The organism is Candidatus Halobonum tyrrellensis G22 (assembly GCF_000495475.1).
Classification (GTDB): domain Archaea; phylum Halobacteriota; class Halobacteria; order Halobacteriales; family Haloferacaceae; genus Halobonum; species Halobonum tyrrellense.
This window is the reverse complement of sequence record NZ_ASGZ01000037.1, coordinates 1-19,233: the sequence shown is the minus strand read 5'-3', so window position 1 is coordinate 19,233 and position 19,233 is coordinate 1. Positions and strand designations below refer to the sequence as shown.

19 protein-coding genes are annotated in these 19,233 nt (G+C 71.4%); 14 read left to right on the top strand and 5 right to left on the bottom strand.

All coding sequences use genetic code 11. From position 1 onward, the window contains the following. The first annotated feature begins 1 nt into the window (after position 1). Together K933_RS11170 and K933_RS11165 are read left to right on the top strand one after the other, a co-directional pair. Entirely contained in the window at positions 2 to 358 is a 357-nt protein-coding gene (locus K933_RS11170) for a DUF7473 family protein (RefSeq protein ID WP_023394844.1), read from the top strand. 16 nt (positions 359 to 374) lie between these two features. Continuing rightward, positions 375 to 1,370, top strand: a complete 996-nt coding sequence (locus K933_RS11165) for a CPBP family intramembrane glutamic endopeptidase (protein WP_023394843.1) — start codon at positions 375 to 377, stop codon at positions 1,368 to 1,370. Between the two features lie 110 nt (positions 1,371 to 1,480). Here K933_RS11165 and hisG read toward each other — a convergent pair whose 3' ends face one another. Then, on the bottom strand, positions 1,481 to 2,332 hold the full coding sequence (gene hisG / locus K933_RS11160; RefSeq protein ID WP_023394842.1) for an ATP phosphoribosyltransferase: 852 nt from the start codon (positions 2,330 to 2,332) through the stop codon (positions 1,481 to 1,483). 181 nt (positions 2,333 to 2,513) lie between these two features. Here hisG and K933_RS11155 point away from each other — a divergent pair, with 181 nt between their 5' ends. From K933_RS11155 to K933_RS11145, 3 genes are all read left to right on the top strand, one after another. Further along, entirely contained in the window at positions 2,514 to 3,671 is a 1,158-nt protein-coding gene (locus tag K933_RS11155; RefSeq protein WP_023394841.1) for a hypothetical protein, read from the top strand. A gap of 26 nt (positions 3,672 to 3,697) precedes the next feature. Continuing rightward, a complete protein-coding gene (locus tag K933_RS11150; RefSeq protein ID WP_023394840.1) occupies positions 3,698 to 4,996 on the top strand; it encodes an amidohydrolase in 1,299 nt (432 codons plus the stop codon). A 291-nt stretch (positions 4,997 to 5,287) separates the two neighbouring features. Further along, a complete protein-coding gene (locus K933_RS11145; protein WP_023394839.1) occupies positions 5,288 to 6,589 on the top strand; it encodes an adenosylhomocysteinase in 1,302 nt (433 codons plus the stop codon). Positions 6,590 to 6,659: 70 nt separating this feature from the next. Here K933_RS11145 and K933_RS11140 read toward each other — a convergent pair whose 3' ends face one another. The 3 genes from K933_RS11140 to thpR all read right to left on the bottom strand — a co-directional run bounded on the left by K933_RS11140 (position 6,660) and on the right by thpR (position 10,538). Then, positions 6,660 to 7,259, bottom strand: coding sequence for a DUF5789 family protein (locus K933_RS11140; protein ID WP_023394838.1), 600 nt, complete (start codon positions 7,257 to 7,259; stop codon positions 6,660 to 6,662). A 74-nt stretch (positions 7,260 to 7,333) separates the two neighbouring features. Continuing rightward, positions 7,334 to 9,859, bottom strand: coding sequence for a PAS domain S-box protein (locus K933_RS11135; RefSeq protein WP_049947815.1), 2,526 nt, complete (start codon positions 9,857 to 9,859; stop codon positions 7,334 to 7,336). A gap of 121 nt (positions 9,860 to 9,980) precedes the next feature. After that, complete coding sequence (gene thpR, locus K933_RS11130) at positions 9,981 to 10,538, bottom strand: RNA 2',3'-cyclic phosphodiesterase (protein ID WP_023394836.1); 558 nt, start codon at positions 10,536 to 10,538, stop codon at positions 9,981 to 9,983. 74 nt (positions 10,539 to 10,612) lie between these two features. Between thpR and K933_RS11125 the strand changes: the two genes are divergently transcribed. The 7 genes from K933_RS11125 to K933_RS11095 all read left to right on the top strand — a co-directional run bounded on the left by K933_RS11125 (position 10,613) and on the right by K933_RS11095 (position 17,445). Beyond that, complete coding sequence (locus K933_RS11125; RefSeq protein WP_023394835.1) at positions 10,613 to 11,404, top strand: tetratricopeptide repeat protein; 792 nt, start codon at positions 10,613 to 10,615, stop codon at positions 11,402 to 11,404. Continuing rightward, positions 11,404 to 11,703, top strand: a complete 300-nt coding sequence (locus K933_RS11120; protein WP_023394834.1) for a DUF424 domain-containing protein — start codon at positions 11,404 to 11,406, stop codon at positions 11,701 to 11,703. Before K933_RS11125 ends, K933_RS11120 begins: the two co-directional genes overlap by 1 nt. A gap of 137 nt (positions 11,704 to 11,840) precedes the next feature. Then, positions 11,841 to 13,055: a sensor histidine kinase gene (locus K933_RS11115; RefSeq protein WP_023394833.1), complete on the top strand. Its 1,215-nt coding sequence runs from the start codon at positions 11,841 to 11,843 to the stop codon at positions 13,053 to 13,055. Between the two features lie 40 nt (positions 13,056 to 13,095). Beyond that, on the top strand, positions 13,096 to 13,296 hold the full coding sequence (locus tag K933_RS11110; RefSeq protein WP_023394832.1) for a hypothetical protein: 201 nt from the start codon (positions 13,096 to 13,098) through the stop codon (positions 13,294 to 13,296). Between the two features lie 175 nt (positions 13,297 to 13,471). Then, entirely contained in the window at positions 13,472 to 14,755 is a 1,284-nt protein-coding gene (gene sufS, locus K933_RS11105) for a bifunctional cysteine desulfurase/selenocysteine lyase SufS (protein ID WP_023394831.1), read from the top strand. A 446-nt stretch (positions 14,756 to 15,201) separates the two neighbouring features. After that, positions 15,202 to 16,923, top strand: a complete 1,722-nt coding sequence (locus K933_RS11100) for an ABC transporter substrate-binding protein (RefSeq protein WP_023394830.1) — start codon at positions 15,202 to 15,204, stop codon at positions 16,921 to 16,923. A gap of 90 nt (positions 16,924 to 17,013) precedes the next feature. Beyond that, positions 17,014 to 17,445, top strand: coding sequence for an iron-sulfur cluster assembly scaffold protein (locus K933_RS11095; protein WP_049947821.1), 432 nt, complete (start codon positions 17,014 to 17,016; stop codon positions 17,443 to 17,445). Between the two features lie 72 nt (positions 17,446 to 17,517). On the opposite strand, the gene K933_RS11090 is transcribed toward K933_RS11095, so the two are convergent. Continuing rightward, positions 17,518 to 18,072 carry a hypothetical protein gene (locus tag K933_RS11090; protein ID WP_023394828.1) on the bottom strand — a complete coding sequence of 185 codons (555 nt, stop codon included), beginning with the start codon at positions 18,070 to 18,072 and terminating at the stop codon, positions 17,518 to 17,520. 268 nt (positions 18,073 to 18,340) lie between these two features. Here K933_RS11090 and K933_RS11085 point away from each other — a divergent pair, with 268 nt between their 5' ends. Together K933_RS11085 and K933_RS11080 are read left to right on the top strand one after the other, a co-directional pair. Further along, on the top strand, positions 18,341 to 19,057 hold the full coding sequence (locus K933_RS11085) for a DUF4129 domain-containing protein (RefSeq protein ID WP_023394827.1): 717 nt from the start codon (positions 18,341 to 18,343) through the stop codon (positions 19,055 to 19,057). Beyond that, positions 19,054 to 19,233: hypothetical protein (locus K933_RS11080; RefSeq protein WP_152529813.1), on the top strand; the 180-nt coding region annotated here is incomplete at its 3' end. The genes K933_RS11085 and K933_RS11080, both read left to right, overlap by 4 nt.

Sequence of the window (19,233 nt, the reverse complement as noted above, 5' to 3'; positions counted from 1 at the left end):
CGTGTTCCCGCTTCAGGTCTCCCCCGTCTCGGTCGTGGGCGGGTTCCTGTTGCTCGCGGTGTTCTCGACGTTCGTCGCCAACACCGCCGCCTACTTCGTGCTCGGCGACGCCGCGGAGCTCCGCCGGGCGGTCGCCCCCGGCGTGGCCACGGCGACGGTGATGCTGTCGGCGGTGGTGCTGCCGGCGTACGCGGTCATCCCGCTGGCGCTGACCGTCGACTTCGTCGCCGTCTCGCTGTCGTACGAGTTGAACTGGCGCGGGACGGCGATGGTGACGGCCGTCCACTACTCGCTCACGCTCATCCTCGCGATATCGGTCAACCAGACGCTCGCGCTCTACCAGACCGCGCCCGGGTGAGGGGGGAAGCGAGCCAGTGACCCCCCGCGCCGCGCTCCGCTCGCTCGTCTGGAACGCCGACGAGCGCCGCCCGCCCGCCCCCCTCCGGCTGGTGGCGCTCGTCGCCGCGGTGTTCGTCGCGCTGCTCGCCGCCGGCTTCCTGGTCGTCCCGCTCCGGGGCGGCGGTATCGCCGCGGGCGGCGCGGTCGGTACCGTCGCGTCCGGCGTCGCCGTGACCGCGGGCGTCCTGGCCGTCGCGCGGGTCGTCGACCGGCGGCGACTCGCCGACCTCGGTCTCAGAGCCGAGCGGGGCTGGGTCGCGGACCTCCTCGCGGGGCTGGGGCTCGGCGTCGCGCTCCAGACGCTCGTCGCCGGCGTCGGTCTCCTCGCGGGCTGGTTCCGACTGGTCGACACGACGGTCGGCGCGCCCGCCGCGTTCGCGGGCGCGGTCGTCCTCTACCTCGCGGTCGGCTTCTACGAGGAACTCCTGCTCCGCGGCTACCTGCTCACGAACGCCGCCGAGGCGCTGTCGGGCTACCTCGACGACCGGGCCGCCGCCGCCGGGGCGCTCCTCGTCAGCGCCGCGGTGTTCGGCGTCGCCCACTGGGCGAACCCCGGCGCGTCGCCGCTGTCGACGCTCGGGGTGGCGCTCGCGGGGGTGTTCTTGGGCGTGGGCTACGTCCTCACGGGCCGGCTCTCGTTCCCGGTCGGCGTCCACGTCACCTGGAACTTCACGCAGGGCGTGGTGTACGGCCTGCCGGTCAGCGGGACGACCGCCGGCGCGCACCTCCTCGACCTCGAACCGGTCGGGCCGCCGCTCGTCACCGGCGGCGCGTTCGGGCCGGAGGCGGGCCTGCTCGGCGTCGCCGCGCTCGTCGTCGGGACCGCCGCGACGGTCGCGTGGGACCGCCGGACCGGCGACGGACGGCTCGACCCGCGCGTGCTGGTCCCGGACCTGCGGTGGCGGGCGGGTGAGTCGGCGGACGAACGCGGAGGCGAGGCGGCCGCCGAGGTTCGTCGGCGGGACCGCTGAGCGGGGACCGCTCACGTGGGCGTCGGCGGACGCGGACGGCGCTCCCGTGGGCCGCCTCGGCGGTCGTGTTCGGGGTACCGGGCGGCCGAGCCCGCACCCCGGCCGGACGACTACTCCACCAGCCGCTCTATCTCGGTGACGAGCACGTCGCTCGCGCCCGCCGCCTTCAGGTCAGTGATCACCTCGAACACCCGCCGTTCGTCGACGACGGCGTGGACCGCCACCCGGTCGTCGTCGCCGTCGGCGACGTCCATCACCGTCGGCCCGCCCAGCCCCGGGATGACGTCCTTCACCTCCTCTAACCGCTCGCGCGGCGCGTTCATCATCAGGTAGCGCTTGTCCTCGGCGGCGACCACCGACTCGAACGCGGTCGCCACCTGCTCGACCTTCGGGTCGTCGACGGCGTCCGGGCGGGCGAACAGTCGAACGGAGGAGGCGAGCACCTCGTCGACCACCGCGAGCCGGTTCACCTGGAGGGTCGTCCCCGTCGAGGTGATGTCGACGATGGCGTCGGCCATGTCGACGTGCGGGGTGAGTTCGGTCGCGCCCGTCACCTCGACCACCTCGGCGTCGATGCCCGCCTCGGCGAGGTACTCCCGGGTGATGCGGGGGAACTCGGTGGCGACCGTCCCCCCTTCGACGTCGGCCGGGGTGGTGATGTCGCCCGCCTCGGGCGCCGCGAGCACGAGTCGACACCGGCCGAACTCCAAGTCGAGCAGGTCGACCAGGTCGGTGCCCGACTCGCGCGCCTGGTCGAGACCGGTGACGCCGACGTCCGCTGCGCCGTCGGCGACGTACTCGGGAATGTCGGCCGCGCGTGCGAATAGGACGGACACGTCGGGGTCGACCGTGTCGGCGTACAGTTGGCGGTCGGCGGTGTCCTCGACGTGTAGCCCCGCCCGTTCGAGGAGGTCCATCGTCGGCTCGTGTAAACGGCCCTTGTTGGGCACGGCGATGCGCATGCCCGGGGCGACGGCGCGGGCGCACAACGCTCTTTCCCTCCGCCGGCCGGGTCGAATCGGGTGCGGGCGCCGCCCGACCCCGCCTGCTGTCCGACCCTCCCCGCCGCCCGACCTCGCCCGCCGTACCGCGCCGCCCGGGCGTGAGCGATACGTCTTTGGCGGCGGTCGGACTGGTCCCGACGTGGTCCTCATCCAGTCAACCCCCTCCGGACTCGCCGTACCTGGAGCGCTCCTCCTCGTCCTCTGTGTCGCCGGCCTCGTCGTCGGCGCCGCCGGGAGCGCTCTCGCCCGGCGGCTGTCGAACCCGGTCGGGAAGTACCGCCTGCTGTACGCGCTCGTCGTCGGCCCGCTCGCGCTCGGGAGCTACGGCCTGCTCGCGCTCCTCGACTTCGGGCTGGCGGTCAGAGCCGCGTTCCTCCCGTGGGTGGGCGGGTTCGCGGGCACCGTGTTCGCCGAGTTCGTGACGTTCCTCGCGGGCGGCGTCGTCGGACTGGCGGCGTACGCGCCGACGGTCCGCGGGGTGCGCGCGGCCCGCGACGTCCCGCTGTCGACGACGACCGCGCTCGCGCAGATGACCCGGTACGTGGTCGCGTTCGCGGTGCTGTTCGCGCTCTTCGTCCCCGCGTTCCGACTCGGCCTCGGGGGGCCTCGGGGTAGTGTCGGCTCCCAGCTCGGGCTGGTCGCCGGGTTCGTCGTTCTCGGGGTGATCGTCGTCGTCGGATCGCCGTGGGTCGTGACCGCGATGCGGTCGACTCGCCGGCCGACCGACGCCGAGGCGGACCGCCTCGACGCGCTCCGCGAGCGGGCGGGGCTGTCGGTGCGGGACGCGCGCGTGTTCGAGACCGACGGCGCGGAGACGGCGAGCGCGCTCGTCCGCGGCGCGGCGAGCCACCGGCGGCTGTTCGTGACGGATGCGTTCTTCGACGCGTACGACGACGACACCGCAACGGCGCTCCTGGCCGTCCAGGCCGGTCGGACCCGCTCGCGCGTGATCGCCCGCCGGCTCGGGGCGGTGCTCGCGAGCGCGGCCGCGCTCCTGTTCGCGCTCTCGCCCGGCCCGCTGTGGCCGCTGGTGGGCGCCGCCGTCGTCGTTCTCCTCGCGGGGTTGTGGGTCGCGCGGCGGGGCGTCGCCGCGGCCGACGACTACGCCGCCGAGCGGGTGGGCGCCGACGCGGTCGTCGCGGCGTTCGAGCGGTACGCCGAGTTCCACGCGATGGAGCCGTCGCGCCGACGGGTGCCGAACCCGCTGTCGGCGACCGTCCCGCTCGGCGACCGCATCGACCGCGTACGGGGGCACGACACCGAGGGGGCGGGCGACGGGCGCGTGCCGACGGATTGAGTACGGGGCCGCCCGACGCTCCCGACATGACGACGCTCGCGCTCACCGACGGGTTCGTGTTGACGCCCGGGTTCGCGGTCGAGAAGCGGGACGTGTTGGTCGACGCCGACGCCGGCGACATCGTCGAGGTGGGGTCGGACCTCGGCGCCGACGCCGACGACACGCTCGACGCCTCCGACGGTCTCGTCATCCCGGGGCTGGTCAACGCCCACAGCCACGCCGCGATGACGCTCCTCCGGGGGTACGCCGACGACAAGCCGCTCGACGCGTGGCTCCGCGAGGACGTCTGGCCCATCGAGGCGACGCTCCGCGGGTCGGACGTGCGCGCGGGAGCCGAACTCGCGATGGTGGAGATGATCCGCTCGGGCGTCACCGCGGTCGGCGACATGTACTTCCACGTCGGGGATATCGTGGACGTGGTCGACCGCTCGGGGATGCGCGCCCGGGTCGGCCACGGCGTCGTGACCGTCGGCAAGGACGACGACGACGCGCAGGCCGACCTCGACGAGTCGTTCCACGTCGCCGAGAAGTTCGACGGCGCCGCCGACGGCCGCGTCCGGACGGCGGTGATGCCCCACTCGCTCACCACCGTCGACGAGGAACTCCTCGACGAGGCGGCCGAGCGCTCGCGGGAGGCGGGGATCCCGCTCCACTTCCACCTCAACGAGACGCCCGCGGAGGTCGACCCCATCGTCGACGAGGCGGGCGAACGGCCGAGCGCGTACGCCGACGACCGCGGGCTCCTCCGACCGGACACCTGGGCGGCCCACGGCGTCCACACCGACGAGTCCGAGATCCACCTGCTCGCCGACCGCGGCGTCACCGTCGTCCACTGCCCGGCGTCGAACATGAAACTCGCGTCGGGGATGGCGCCGGTCCAGGAGATGCTCGACGCGGGCGTCAACGTCGCGCTCGGCACCGACGGCGCCGCCTCGAACAACGACCTCGACGTGTTCGGCGAGATGCGCGACGCCGCGATGGTCGGCAAACTCGCCGCCGACGACGCGAGCGCGGTGTCCGCGGAGTCGGCCCTCCGGATGGCGACCGAGAACGGCGCCAACGCCCTCGGGTTCGACTCCGGCCGGATCGAACCTGGACGGAACGCCGACCTCGCGGTGGTGGACCTCGACGTCCCGCACCTCACCCCCCACCACGACCTCGTCTCGCACCTGGTGTACGCCGCCCGCGGGAGCGACGTGCGACACACGGTGTGTGACGGCCGGGTGCTGATGGACGACCGCGACGTGGTCGCGTTCGACGAGGGGGAGGTGCGCGAACGCGCCCAGGAGGCGGCGTCGGGCGCCGTCGACCGGGCGGAGCGGTAGCCGGGCGACCCCGGACGACCCGGGGGCGCCGGGCGGCGAGTCGCTGCCGCTGGTCGTCCTACCCGTCGGCTACTCCGTCGTCCACCGGATCGAGTGAGCCGCCGGGCCGCCGCGGGGAGCCGTCCCCGGACAGTGGCCGGGATCGCACCGGACTGTGGCTGGAATCGAACCGGACAGCGGTCGGGGACCGCACCCGGACCACGGCCGGGGCCGCACCCGGCCTGCGGCCCGCCTCGGCGGCCGGATGGCCGCTTCGGCGGGGTTAAAGGGTGACGCGCCGAACCGCGACCCATGAGCGAGACCGGACGCGACGAGCCGTACCCGCCCGTCACCGAACACCTCGACGACCCCGAGGCGGCCGCCGAGGAGGGGCGCCGGAAGATGGAGTGGGCGCTCCAGCACATGCCAATCTTGACGGAACTCCGCGCGGAGTTCGAGAGCGAGCGACCGCTCGACGGCCAGACGGTCGGGATGGCGATGCACGTCGAGGCGAAGACCGCGAACCTGGTGGAACTGCTCGCGGTCGGCGGCGCCGACGTCGCCATCACCGGCTGTAACCCGCTGTCGACGCACGACGACGTGAGCGCCGCCCTCGACGCCAACGACTCCGTCACCTCCTACGCGGTCCGCGGCGTCGACGACGACGACTACTACGCCGCCATCGAGTCGGTCATCGGCCACGAGCCGACGATAACCGTCGACGACGGGATGGACATGGTCGCCGCCATCCACGAGGAGTACCCCGAACTCATCGACTCCATCCTCGGCGGCTGCGAGGAGACGACGACCGGCGTCCACCGCCTGCGCGCGATGGACGACGACGGCGCGCTGGAGTACCCGGTGTTCGCGGTGAACGACACGCCGATGAAGCGGCTGTTCGACAACGTCCACGGCACGGGCGAGGCCAGCCTCGCCACCATCGCGATGACGACCAACCTCTCGTGGGCCGGCAAGGACGTCGTGGTCGCGGGCTACGGCTACTGCGGGAAGGGCGTCGCGGGGAAGGCGGCCGGGCAGAACGCGAACGTCATCGTCTGCGAGGTGGACCCCCGGAAGGCGCTCGAAGCCCACATGGAGGGGTACGACGTGATGCCGATGGCGGAGGCCGCCGAGGTGGGAGACGTGTTCCTCACCACGACCGGCAACCGCGACGTGATCACCGAAGAGCACTTCGAGAAGATGGGCGACGGCGTCCTCCTCGCCAACGCGGGCCACTTCGACGTGGAGATCAACCTCGAACAACTCGACGAGATGGCGGCCGACCGCTACGAGGCGCGCGACGGCGTCGAGGCGTACGAGATGGACGACGGCCGCCGGCTGAACGTGCTCGCGGAGGGGCGGCTGGTCAACCTCGCGGCGCCCATCGCGCTCGGCCACCCGGCGGAGGTAATGGACCAGAGCTTCGGCGTGCAGGCGGTCTGCGTCCGCGAGTTGGTCGAGAACGACGCCGAGTACGACGCGGGCGTCTACGACGTACCCGACGAGTTGGATCGGGAGGTGGCGGAGATCAAACTCGACGCCGAGGGGGTCGGCTTCGACGGACTCTCGGAGGAACAGCGCGAGTACATGGGCTCGTGGCAGCACGGCACCTGAGCCGGGTCCCCCGTCGGCGTCCCCGGAGGCGCGGTCGGTCCGCCCGGACCGCGGGCGGCGAGCGCTCCGGTTACACGCCGAGCCACTCGTCGTCGCGGACCGTGTAGCCGTTCGACCGGCAGAACTTCGCCGCCCGCCGACGGACGTCCCGCGACCCCGGGGGCGTCCCCGTCTCGCGGGCCCGCTCGACGATCCAGTCGGCGACGACGCGGATCCCCTCGTCGTCGTCGTCCTCGTCGATCGCCTCCAGTTCCCGGAACGTCCGCTCGTACGCCTCCCACTGCGACTCGCGCGGCGCCGTGTTCGGGGGTCTGCCGACCGCCTCCACGACCCGCTTCATCGCCCCGGCGACCGTCGGCCGTTGGACGCGCGCCCGGACGGCCGCGGGCGAGTCGAACGTCTCCCCGTCGGCGTCCGGGAGCAACTCCGCGACGGTGTGGCTCCCGTCGGGCGTCTCGACTGCGCGGTCGCCGACCGCCGCGACCACCTCCGTCCCCGTCGCCGGGAACGACACGGCGTCGAGGTCCGCCTCGACCGCCGCGAGGTCCGCGGCGTCGACCGGCGGTTCCGGCTCGTCGGCGCGTTCGAGTTCCTCGGCGATCTCGCGCTCTAACCGGCGACGCTCGGCGGTTCGCGCCTGATCCTCTCGACCTTGCTTGTCGTCTGGCATCCTCCCACGTAGGCCGTGCGAGCGTATATAACCAACGCGGACGCGAGCGACGGTCGCACGCCGCGCGGTCGCGCTCACTCGACGATGTCGACGCCGGTGATATCGTGGCGCGTCCCCCCTTCCTCGCTCGCCGTGACCTCGACCTCCCAGCCGTGGTCGTCGGCGACCCGGCTCACGATCCACAGCCCGAATCCGCTCCCGTCCTCGCCGGTCGAGTACCCCGGCTCGAACACCTCGTCGCGCTCCCCCTCGGGGATGCCCGGTCCGTCGTCCGCGACGTAGAACCCGCCGTCCGTCCCCCCGACCCGCACGACGACGGTGTCGCCCCCGTGTTCGACCGCGTTGCGGATCAGGTTCTCCAGCAACTGCTGGAGCCGGCTTCGGACCGCGCGGATCGTCAGTTCCGTATCGACCACGAGCGTCGCCTCGGCGGTCTCCGTGTTCCGCCAGCAGTCCCTCACCGTCGGCGAGAGGTCGACCGCCTCGACGTCGCCGCTGCGGTCGTCCTCCTGCGCGAGCGTCGCCGCGTCCTCGACGAGTTCCTGAGCGCGGCTCACCGCGCCGGCCGCCTCCGAGAGGTGTTCGCTGTCGCACTCCTCGCGGGCGAGTTCGATCCGGCCCTGAGCGACGTTGAGCGGGCTCGCGAGGTCATGTGACACCGTTCGCGCGAACTCGTCGAGTCGCCCGTTCCGGCGTTCGTGCGTCCGTTCGTGCCGCTTCCGGCCGCCGAGTTCGCGCCCCACGCCGACGAGTCCGACGACGTCCCGTTCGGAGTGGCGGAGCCGGGACCCCGAGAACTCGTAGGGCTTCCGGTCGCCCTCCTTCGTGAGCAGGTCCGCCTCGACGATCACCTTGCCGGTCGTCAGCGTCCGATCGATCGCGTCGGCGATCCGCTCGCGCTCGTCGTCGGGGAAGAACTCGGCGGCGTCCATCCCCGACAGTTCCTCGTCCGTGTAGCCGGTGACGTCGGCGAACCGGCGGTTCCACCGCTGGAGGTCGCCGTCCTCGCCGACCACGTAGAACAGTTCGTCGAGCGTGTCGAGCGCCTGCTCGACGAACGCCCGCTCGCGCTGTAGCTCCTCCGTCACCTCCCGCCGGGCCGTGATGTCGGTGATGAACCCTTCGAGGTGCTCGGCCCCGCCTTCGACGGCGGAGACGCCCTGCCCCCGCTCCCACACCCACTTCGTCGTTCCCTCCTTCGTGACGATGCGGTAGGTCAACTCGAACGACTCCTGCCGCTCGGCGGCCGCCCGCGTCGTCTCGCGCCACTCCTCGCGGTCGTCTTCGTGAACCAGTTCGTCGCCGCACGGCCCCCCCTGCGATCCGAGTTCGGACGCCGAGTAGCCCGTCAGGTGCTCGACCCGTCCGCCCACCTCCTCCATCGGCCACCCTCCATCGGCCGTCCCCCGGTACACCACGCCCGGCAGGTTGTCGACGAGCGTCTCCAACTCCCGCGTCCGCCGCCGGCGCTCCGTGACGTCGCGGCCCTCCCAGAGGAGCAGCGTCACCTCGCCCGCCTCGTCGGTCACGGGGCGGACCAGCAGGTCGACGACCGCGTCCCCGTCGGCACCCCGGACGCGCAACTGGTCGCGGTACTGCTCGCCGCTCGCCGCCCGCTCGACCGCCGCGCGGACGTTCGTGCGGGACCCTTCGTTCGGCGCGAACCAGCCGGTCTCCCAGAGCGGCGTTCCCGCCACGTCCTCCCGGCTCAGCCCCCCGAACGCCAGGGCCGTCTCGTTGGCCTCGACCACCGTCCCGTCGGGGTCGAGCAGCCCGACGAACGAGTACATGTTGTTGAACACCGCCTCGAACCGCCGCTCGCGCCGCTTCCGCTCGGTGAGGTCGCGGACGAGACAGACGAACTCGCCGTGGTCGGTGGTCGTGATGGTGTGTTCGGCGACGAACGTCGTCCCGTCGGCGCGAACGCCCGTCTTCTCCCCCTGCCAGCGGCCCGACGCGTCGAGCGTCGGCCGGACCTCCTCGTCGATCGTCCGCGCGGTCTCGTCGTCGTAGAGCCGCCCCCAGTGTTCGCCGACCAGCGTCTCCGAGTCGTAGCCGTACAGCTCAGCGTACGCCTGATTGACGTAGACGAACCGCTCGTCCTCGTCGAGGATGCCGATCCCCTCGTGTGCGGTCTCGATGGCGTTCAGGTGACGCTCGCGCTCGCGCTGGGCGACCGTGCGCTCGACCGCGTTCCGCACCCGGTTCGCGAGGATCGCGTACTGTTCGGTCCCCGGCTCCTTCTGGAGGTAGTCGGTCACGCCCGCCGAGATCGCCTCGCTCGCCACCTCCTCGCTCCCCTTCCCGGTGAAGAGGATGAACGGCAGATTCGGGTACTCGGCGCGGACGGACCGGAGGAGTTCGAGACCGTTCCGCCCGGGCATGTCGTGGTCCGAGACGACGCAGTCGAACTCGCCCCCGACGAGGCGGTCGAGCCCGTCGTCGGCGCTCGTCGCCGTCTCGACGGCGAACCGGTCGTCGGCCCGTTCGAGGTAGGTCGCGGTCAGGTCCGCGAACGCCGGGTCGTCGTCGACGTGGAGCACCCGGATCGACCCGGCTCTCGGTCGGTTCCGACGTTCGGATAGTCGGCTCGATGACATACCCTCGCCCGACGGTATCTTTCCAGATTTATATACATTATGGGGGTTGTCGAAAACTTGCATTTACACTCGCCCTGGCGGCACGGACGGTCGAACGGGGTTGAGTCGGGGCGTCCGTCGGTTACAACTCGACCCGTTCGACTGTCGAGTACTCCGGGCCGCCGTCGGTCAGCGTGCTCTCCGTGAGTCCGACCGCCTCGACGCGGAACGTCCCGACGGTGGGGTCGGCGTCGTCGAGGAACGACTGGACGCGCTCTTTCCCGCGGGCGTCGTCCATCCGCGCGAGCGTGAAGTGCGGCGTGAACTCGTGGTCCTCGGCGTCGAACCCCAGCGCCGTGGTCTCGCGTTCGACCGCCTCGTGGAGTCGGGTCAACTCCGCGCTCCCCTCGCGGACGCCGACCCAGACGACGCTGATGTACTCGCGGGAGGGGAAGGCGCCGACGCCGCCCACCTCGGCGTCGAACGGTCCCACGTCGGCGTCGGCGACGGCGGTTTCGAGCGCGTCGGTCACCCCGCTCACCGCCTCGTCGGGCACGTCGCCGAGGAACTTCAGCGTGCAGTGCGCCCCCTCGGGGTCGGTAAAGCGGAGGCTCTCGACGCCGTCGAGCGGCGCGCCCGCCGCCGAGAACGCGGACGCGAGGTCGTCGGGCAGGTCGACCGAGACGAACAGCCGGGGCATACACTCCCGAAGGGGTCGGAGGGGCAAAAGCGGGACGCGCAAGCCTTACCCGCACGCTCGGCCAATCGGGCCGTATGAGCGACGAGGACCGGGAGAACCCCGAGAACACCGAGCGGGCCGACGGGCGCGAGGGTCGGCGGCACGAGTTCTCCTCCGGCGGGGGACTCGACGAGGACTACGAGGAGTTCAGTCTCGACCCCGAGGAGTTGAACGCCGACCCCTCGCAGGTCGACCCCGTCGACACCCGCGTGATCACGGACCTGCTCGACGAGCGGAACATCGCGAAGGACAAAGTCGACGTCGAGAGCCTGGTCGACGTGGGGCTGTCGTACATGGGGATCAACCGGTTCGAGGCGGCGACCGAGACGTTCCAGCGCGCCGCGCAGTTCGCCGCGGAGGACTCGTTAGAGGAGCAGGAGGCGTGGGTGAACAAGGGGGCGGCGCACGCCCAACTCGAGGAGTGGGACGAGGCCATCGGCGCCTACGAGGAGGCGCTCCGCATCGACGACTCCTCCGAACACGCCGCGAGCGCGGAGACCAACCTGGCGTACGCGCTCCACGAGTCCGGACGGACGGAGCAGGCGCTCGAACACGCCGAACGCGCGGTCGAGGCCGACCCGCGGTTCCCGCAGGCGTGGTACAACCGCGGCTTCTTCCTGGTCGAACGCGGCCTGCTGGAGGAGGCGGTCAACGCCTTCGACAACGCCATCCGGCTGGGCATGCGCAACTCCGAGGTCCTAGAGGAGAAGGCGCGCGCGCTCGACGAACTCGGCCGGGACGAGGAGGCCGAGGAGGTGGCCGAACGCGCCGAGGAGATGCGCAAGCAGGCGGAAGAAGAGATGGTCGAGGAGTACGGCGAGCGGTGATGCTGCTCACCGAGCGCGACACCCCCGAGGGGACGCTGGTCTCGGTCTGTGACGCCGACGTGCTCGGCGAGACGTTCGAGAGCGGGGAGGTCACGCTCGACGTGACCGAGGAGTTCTACGGCGGCGAGGCGGCCGAGGAGGCGGGCGAGGAGTCGGTCGTCGCCAGCCTCAAGGGGGCGACCACCGCCAACCTCGTCGGCGAGGAGTGCGTCGGCGTCGCCGTCGACGCGGGCATCATCGACCCCGACCGCGTGCTCGACGTGGGCGGGACGGTCCACGCCCAACTCGTCTGGCTGTAGCTCCCCGCTCGGACCGCCGCGATCCTCACGCCTGATACGCGGGGCGTTAATCGTATCCACTCACGGCACGCTCCCCCGGACACTGTCGCGAACCGCAGTCGGCGCTCGTCCGACCGCGCTCGCGTCGAGACCGTCCGATGTACCTCAGACCCACCCGCGTGCTCGCCCCGGAACGGATCCCTCGGCTGTTCGAGTGGTTCGGTCTCCTCTGTGTCGTCCTCATCGGCGTCGAGTGGGCGGTGGCCGACGTGCTCGCCCTCGGCGGCGACCTCGTCGCCAACTACCTGTTCGCGTTCGTGTTCAGCGGCGTCCCCGCCCTCGGGATCAGCTACGCCGGCTACCGACTCGACCGGAGCGACGTCGAACCCGACCAGTACCGCCGCGTCGCGCGGTGGTGTCTCGGCGGCCTCGTGGGGTTTCTCGGACTCAACCTGGTCCTGATGGCGATCTGGCCGATGGACAGCCTCCTGTTCAACGTCGGCTGGGCACGCGGGACGGCGATATACGGCGCCGCGGGCGGCCTGCTCGTCGGCGGGATCGAGGCGCGGGCGGTCCACCGCGCGCGCGTCGCCGAACGGCGGAACGCCCACGCCGAGCACCTCGAAACCCAACACCAGTGGTTGAGCTACATGAACAGCCTGCTCAGACACGAGGTGCTCAACACCGCGAACGTCATCGAGGGGTACGCCGACCTGCTCCTCGACGAGGCGGACGACGACGGCTCGCGCGCCCACCTCGAAACCATCCGCCGGCAGAGTCGGAGCATGTCCTCGGTCATCGAGGACGCGCAGATCCTCCTCGAAGCGACCGACCGAGAGGGCGGGTTCGAACGCGTCGACCTCTCGACGGTCGTCGCCGAGCAGACGGCCGAGCTACGGACGCGGTACGACGTCGCCGTCGACAACGACGTGCCCGACGGGCTGACCGTCGTGGCCGACGACCTCTGTTTTCGCATCTTCTCGAACCTGCTCACCAACGCGGTCAAACACAACGACGGCGACGCCCCCCGGGTGTCTGTCGACGCGGAGGTCGACGCCGAGACGGTGACCGTCCTCGTGTGCGACAACGGGCCGGGGATCCCCGACTCGCGGCGCGAGCAACTGTTCGACGGGGAGACGCGGAAGCGAACCCACGGGCTCGGTCTCTACCTCGTGCGGACGCTGGCCGAGCGGTACGGCGGGTCGGTCGAACTCCGCGAGACCGGGCCGGAGGGGAGCGAGTTCGCGGTGTCGCTCCCGCGCGCTACCGGCGAGGCGTCGGGGTCGCGGACCGCGGTCGACGCCGACGCGGGAGCGCGGGGCGCGACCGGGAGCGCGTGTGACGGCCGGACGCCGACGCGACCCCGCCCGTGACGACCGGAACCGTTTTCCCCGCGTTCGCTCACGTCGGCGCGTGGTCGACTCCCGACTGCTGGTCCGCCTCGACGCCCTCCTCGGCGTGTTCGCGCTCGCGGTCGTCGTCGCGGCGTTCTACCTCGCGACGCTGAACCCGTTCGTCGGCGCCCTCGCGCTCGGAGCCGTCGGGGTCGGGCTGTACGCGCTGCTGTCGTACGTCCGCGGCTTCCTCGTCGGCGCGGCCGACCCGCCCGAGTAGCCGACGGCGGGGTCGACCGGTCCCCCCGCCGGCACGTCGCCGGTACGCGAACCGACGGGCACGGCCCGCCGACGGACCCAGCCGACGGCTCGGCGCCCGAACGACGAAACCGATACCGGTTACACACTCGGGGTGACCGAAGGGATGTTACCCCTCCGTCCCCTCCCTCCGTACAATGGGAAGCTCACAGCAGGAACAGTACCCGCTCGACGTCGACGCCGTCCGCGAGGAGTTCCCCATCCTCGACCGGAAGGTGGGCGGCGACGTGACCACGCCGGGCGAGGACGAGAACGACACGAAACCGCTGGTCTACCTCGACAACGCGGCGACCAGCCAGACCCCCGACCGGGTCATCGACGCCATCGCGGACTACTACCGGTCGTACAACGCGAACGTCCACCGGGGGATCCACCACCTCAGCCAGGAGGCGAGCGTCGCCTACGAGAACGCCCACGACCGCGTGGCGGAGTTCGTCGGCGCCGACGGCCGCGAGGAAGTCGTCTTCACGAAGAACGCCACCGAGGCGGAGAACCTCGTGGCGTACGCGTGGGGGCTCAACGAGTTGGAACCGGGCGACAACGTGGTGATGACCCAGATGGAACACCACGCCTCGCTCGTCACGTGGCAACAGACGGCCAAGAAGACGGGCGCGGAGGCGCGGTACATCCGCGTCGACGACGATGGCCGCCTCGACATGGACCACGCCCGCGAGTTGATCGACGACGACACCCGGATGGTGAGCGCGGTCCACGTCTCGAACACGCTCGGCACCGTCAACCCCGTCTCCGAGTTGGTGGACCTCGCGCACGACCACGGCGCGTACGCGTTCCTCGACGGCGCACAGTCGGTGCCGCACATGCCCGTCGACGTCGGCGAGTTAGACGCCGACTTCTACGCCTTCTCGGGGCACAAGATGTGCGGTCCCACCGGTATCGGCGTGCTGTACGGGAAAGAGCACGTTCTCGAGGAGATGGAGCCGTACCTCTACGGCGGGTCGATGATCCGGCGGGTGTCGTTCGACGACTCCGAGTGGGAGGACCTGCCGTGGAAGTTCGAGGCGGGCACGCCCGTCATCGCGCAGGGGGTCGGTCTCCACGCCGCTATCGACTACCTCGACGACTTGGGGATGGAGAACGTCCACGCCCACGAGTCGCTGCTCGCGGAGTACGCGTACGACCGGCTGACCGAGTTCGACGACGTCGAGGTGTACGGCCCGCCGGGCGACGACCGCGCCGGCCTCGTCTCGTTCAACCTCGACGGCGTCCACGCCCACGACCTGTCGAGCATCCTCAACGACCACGCGGTCGCGGTGCGGGCGGGCGACCACTGCACCCAGCCGCTCCACGACGAACTCGGCGTCGCCGCCTCCACGCGCGCGAGCTTCTACCTCTACAACACGCGCGAGGAGGTCGACCAGTTAGTCGACGCCATCGACGACGCGCGACAGCTGTTCGCCTAACTCTTCCCGGGACGATTCCTCGGTCGCTCGTGGTTCGAGCGACGCTTCGCGCCTCTCGTCGTCACGGAAGACCGCTTCGCGGTCCCCCGAACGGCTTCGCTCGCTCCCCGCGGTGAGCCTCCCTCGGCAACCGGTCGGACGGAAGGCCGCTCGCTCGGACTGGCGAAGCCGGATCTCGCTCGCGGTGAGGGCGCTGGCGACCGGCCGTCCTCCGCTGGGTCCGTCTCCTCCGCTCGTCCCCCCGCTCGTCTTCGCTCGGTCTCCCCTCGCTCGGTCTCCCGTCTTCGCTCACGCCCGGCACCCGTCCGACGGTTCGTCGTGGCACTTGGCGAATCACTCCACGCATGTATCGATAGTTCGGAGTTCTTCGCCGGATCGGACCGGATCTTTCGGAAGGTATGGGCGACATACACAGATTTAAGCGCGCACACCCGGCACCTCGTCTCGTGTCATCATCTGACAACCAGCGGACGACCCGCCGCCGGTTCCTCGCGTCGGTCGGCGCCTCGGGCGGCGTAGCCGTCACGAGCGCGCTCGCCGGCTGTTCCGGGGGCGGCGAGAGCGACGCGGGCGGCGAGACGAGCGACGCGAGCGGCGACGGAACCACCGCGAGCGACACCGAAGGGGGCGGCGGGGAGGCGGGCGAGGCGCTCCCCTCCTACCAGTACTTCAACAACCCGGCGGCGTACAACGCGGCGAGACACGACGCGATCAACCTGATCGGCACCCGGCTGAACGACCTGGGTCTCGACGTGGGCGTCGAGGTGTTCGAGTGGGGGACCCTCTACACGCGGGTGCGCGACGAGCGGAACTTCGACTTCTGTACGTGGAACCACACCCACGACATCTACCCCGGGCTGTTGATGAACGAGTTCTTCCGGTCGTCGAACACCGACCCCGGAGAGGGCAACTTCACCGGCTGGCACTCCGAGGAGACGGACGAACTGCTCGCGACGGCGCTGTCGTCGAGCGAGACGAGCGAGCGCGTCGACGCGCTCCACGAGTTCCAGAACACGATCACCGAGGCGGCGCCGACGAACCCCATCGTCCAGATGCCGTCGGTGGTGGCGTACAACAGCGACCAGGTGTCGGGCTGGGTCGACCACGTCAGCGGCCCGGGCTACTTCTACAACATGACGAGCATCGAGGTGGACAACCCGGAGAACCAGCTCCGGGGGTCGTGGTCGGAGACCATCGGCACGCTCAACCCCGTGGGCGCGCCCGCCCAGACGAAGGTCAGCCACCAACTCGACGTGCTCTACGACAACCTGGTCCGCTTCGACGGCAACCTCGAAATCGACCCCGAGGCGGGGCTGGCGAGCGACTGGGAGCGCCCCGACCGGACGACCGTTCGGTACGCCATCAAGGACCACCAGTGGCACGACGGCGAACCGCTCACCCCCGAGGACGTCGCCTTCACGTTCAACTACATGAAAGAGCACGGGGCGCCGCTGTACGGGACGCAGATCCAGATGTACGAGGACGCGGAGGTGCTCGACGACGGCCGGGTGCAGATCAACTTCACCGAGGAGAACGCGCCGGGTCCGGTCCACCTGCTACTGTCGAGTCAGGTGCCGATCATCCCCCAGCACATCTGGTCGGAGCGGGACGCCCCGCTCGACATGCAGATAACCGAACCCGTCGGGTCGGGACCGCTGATGTTCGACTACTGGGACCAGGGGAGCGAACTGTCGCTCGTGAAAAACGAGAACCACTTCTACCCGGTGAGCTTCGACAGCCGGATCTGGCGGATCATCCCCGAGAGTTCGACCACGTGGGAGCTCCTCCTCAACGGCGACCTCAACTACCTGCCGTTCTCGCGGATCGGCAAGCAGTTGAACGACAACCGCGAGGAGAGCCAGATCGGCGTCTACCAGATGCCCGGCAACGGCTGGTGGCACTGCAGCATGAACACCCGCAACCCCGGGATGGACGACCGCGCGTTCCGGCAGGCGGTCGTCAACACGCTCCCGAAGACGGCCATCGTCGACCAGATCCTCTACGGCTTCCCCGAACCCGGGTTCAACCTCGTCAACGAGTCGTTCGGGCAGTACCACAACCCGGACGTCCCGCGGTACGACGAGAGCATGGAGACCGCCAGAGGGCGGCTCCAGGAAGCGGGGTACGTCTACGACGACGACGGGACGCTCCACTTCCCGGCGGAGTGACCCCCTAGTCGACAGGCGCCCGCCTCGGCTCGGACCACCGGCCCCGGAATCCTTTTCGGCCGGACTCGCCTACTTACACCCACTATGGGCATCGGCGGCGGCTCCGACATGTACCGACAGCAGATACTGGACCACTACAAGAACCCGCGCAACTACGGCGAACTCGACGCCCCGACGTTCTCGCACACGGGGGAGAACCCCTCGTGTGGCGACACGCTCACCGTCGACGTCGGACTGGCCGACGACGGCGAGACCATCGAGTCGGTCGCCTTCTCGGGTGACGGCTGCGCCATCTCGCAGGCGTCGGCGTCGATGCTCTCCGAGCGACTGCCGGGCATGACGCTCGACGAACTCGACGCGATGGACACCGACGACATCACGGAGATGCTCGGCGTCGACATCTCGCCGATGCGGATCAAGTGCGCCGTACTCGCCCGGCAGGTCGCACAGGACGGCGCGAAACTGTACGAGGGCGACGTCGACGACCTCGACGTGACGAAGACCGAAGGCGACGAGGTCTGACGACGCGCCGTCCGCCCGCCACCCCGCTCCGGCCTCTTTCTCCCTCCGCCGGTTCGTCAGCGGCCCGGCCGGTCAGCCGATGAACTCCTCGACGGACGGCGGGAGGTTTCGCCGGACGAGTACGTACACCGTGCCGAGGGCGACGCAGACCAGACACAGCGTCCGGACGACGCCGCCGACGAGCAGGACGCCGGGGAGCGCGCCGACGGCGGTGACGAACAGGTCCTCCGGCGCGCCGTCGTACCGGACCAGATAGCGCGGCCGCCACCAGGTCCCGTGGAGGTGGTCGTACACCGCCTCCGCGGAGCTGCGCTCCCACGGTCGGACCTCGTTGCCCGCCCCGAGCGCGTCGCTGCCCGCGTGGACGGCGAACGCGAGCGCGAACGTCGCCGCCCCCGCGGTCCACGGGGTCGGCGCGAGCAGCGCCGCCGCACACGCCGGCAGCGCGAGCGCCCAGCCGACCACCGGAAAGTGGAGCGTCCGGCGGTGGTGGCCGACGAACAGGTCGACGTCGGGCGCGAGTCCGCCGGCCATCCCCGCGAGCGCCGCGGGCACCGCGAGCGACGGCGCGAGCGCGAGGACGGGCAGTGCGAGACACGCGCCGACGACGATGTGGGTGAACACCATCACGGCGTGCGGTCCCCGCGGTCGCTCTCCCCGACAGGTCGGTCGCCGGACGCGGCGGCGGTCACCGACCCCGTCGACCGCCCTCGTGGTCCCGTCATCGTCGTCCGTTCGTTCGCCCCAACGGGCTTGAATGGCTCGCCGGGACCCGACACCGCGCGCCGTCCCGTTCCGTCCCGTTCCGCCCTCGCGCCGCCCTCGTGCCGTCCGACCGGGCGGGACGGCTCCGAACCCGACAGATTCACTGTCCCGATAGCTGTACGTCCCCGGCGTGTCCCCACGCGAGTACGCCCCCCTCCTCGCCGCGGCGCTCGCCGTCCTCGCGCTCTCGGCCGGCGCCGCGACGTTCGACGCAGTCGACTGCCTCGACGGCTCGGCGTCCGCCGACGACGGCGGCCGGGTCGACCGCTCCGAGTCGTCGAGCGACACGCCCGGAGCGCCGACGGACGACGGCGAACAGCAGTCCGAGCCGGGTTCGGTCGGCGGCGACGGTGACGGGTCGACCGACGGTCCCGGCGGCTCCGGCTCCGCTCCGCTGGCCGTCGCGCTGGTTCTCGGCGGGCTTGCGGCCGCGGCCGCGCTCCTCCGACGCCTCGCGGCCGGTGACGACGCCGCCGTCGACCCGGCCGACGACGACCGACCGGAGCCAGCCGGGCCGTCGGACCCGGCACCGCCGACCCCGGACCCCGACGACGGCGTCGCCGCCGCGTGGCTGACGCTCGCGCGCCAGGCCGTCGGCGACGACTGGGCGCGGCGGACGCCCGGCGAGGTGACGGCGGCGGCGCGCGACGCGGGTCTCCCGGCGGACGCCGTCGCCGACCTCCGCGTCCTCTTCGAGCGGGTGCGGTACGGTGACTCGTCGGCCACCCCCGAACGGGAGACCCGAGCCGTCGCCGCGGTGGAACGGCTTCCGGATCCGAACGACGCCGATACCGACCCGAACGCCGCCTTCGACTCCGGTCGAGACGGAGGGGAGGCGGACGCGTGACCCGGCGGCGCCCGTCGGCGCGCGACCTCGCGCTCGTCGTCGGGACCCTCGCGTGCGCGTACGGGCTGGCCGTCCTCGCGGTCCCCGCGGCGGCGGTGGCGGTCCCGCTGTCGACACCCGTGGTCGCGCTCGCCGGGCTACTGGCGCTGGTCGCGGCCGGCGTCGGACTCGCCCGC

What these genes read in the sequence shown, in the direction of transcription:
- K933_RS11140 (WP_023394838.1), bottom strand. Translation starts at nt 7,259, where the DNA reads ATGCCAGACGACAAGCAAGGTCGAGAGGATCAGGCGCGAACCGCCGAG.
- hisG (WP_023394842.1), bottom strand. Translation starts at nt 2,332, where the DNA reads ATGCGCATCGCCGTGCCCAACAAGGGCCGTTTACACGAGCCGACGATG.
- K933_RS11115 (WP_023394833.1), top strand. Translation starts at nt 11,841, where the DNA reads ATGTACCTCAGACCCACCCGCGTGCTCGCCCCGGAACGGATCCCTCGG.
- K933_RS11135 (WP_049947815.1), bottom strand. Translation starts at nt 9,859, where the DNA reads ATGTCATCGAGCCGACTATCCGAACGTCGGAACCGACCGAGAGCCGGG.
- K933_RS11120 (WP_023394834.1), top strand. Translation starts at nt 11,404, where the DNA reads ATGCTGCTCACCGAGCGCGACACCCCCGAGGGGACGCTGGTCTCGGTC.
- K933_RS11150 (WP_023394840.1), top strand. Translation starts at nt 3,698, where the DNA reads ATGACGACGCTCGCGCTCACCGACGGGTTCGTGTTGACGCCCGGGTTC.
- thpR (WP_023394836.1), bottom strand. Translation starts at nt 10,538, where the DNA reads ATGCCCCGGCTGTTCGTCTCGGTCGACCTGCCCGACGACCTCGCGTCC.
- K933_RS11090 (WP_023394828.1), bottom strand. Translation starts at nt 18,072, where the DNA reads ATGGTGTTCACCCACATCGTCGTCGGCGCGTGTCTCGCACTGCCCGTC.
- sufS (WP_023394831.1), top strand. Translation starts at nt 13,472, where the DNA reads ATGGGAAGCTCACAGCAGGAACAGTACCCGCTCGACGTCGACGCCGTC.
- K933_RS11145 (WP_023394839.1), top strand. Translation starts at nt 5,288, where the DNA reads ATGAGCGAGACCGGACGCGACGAGCCGTACCCGCCCGTCACCGAACAC.
- K933_RS11125 (WP_023394835.1), top strand. Translation starts at nt 10,613, where the DNA reads ATGAGCGACGAGGACCGGGAGAACCCCGAGAACACCGAGCGGGCCGAC.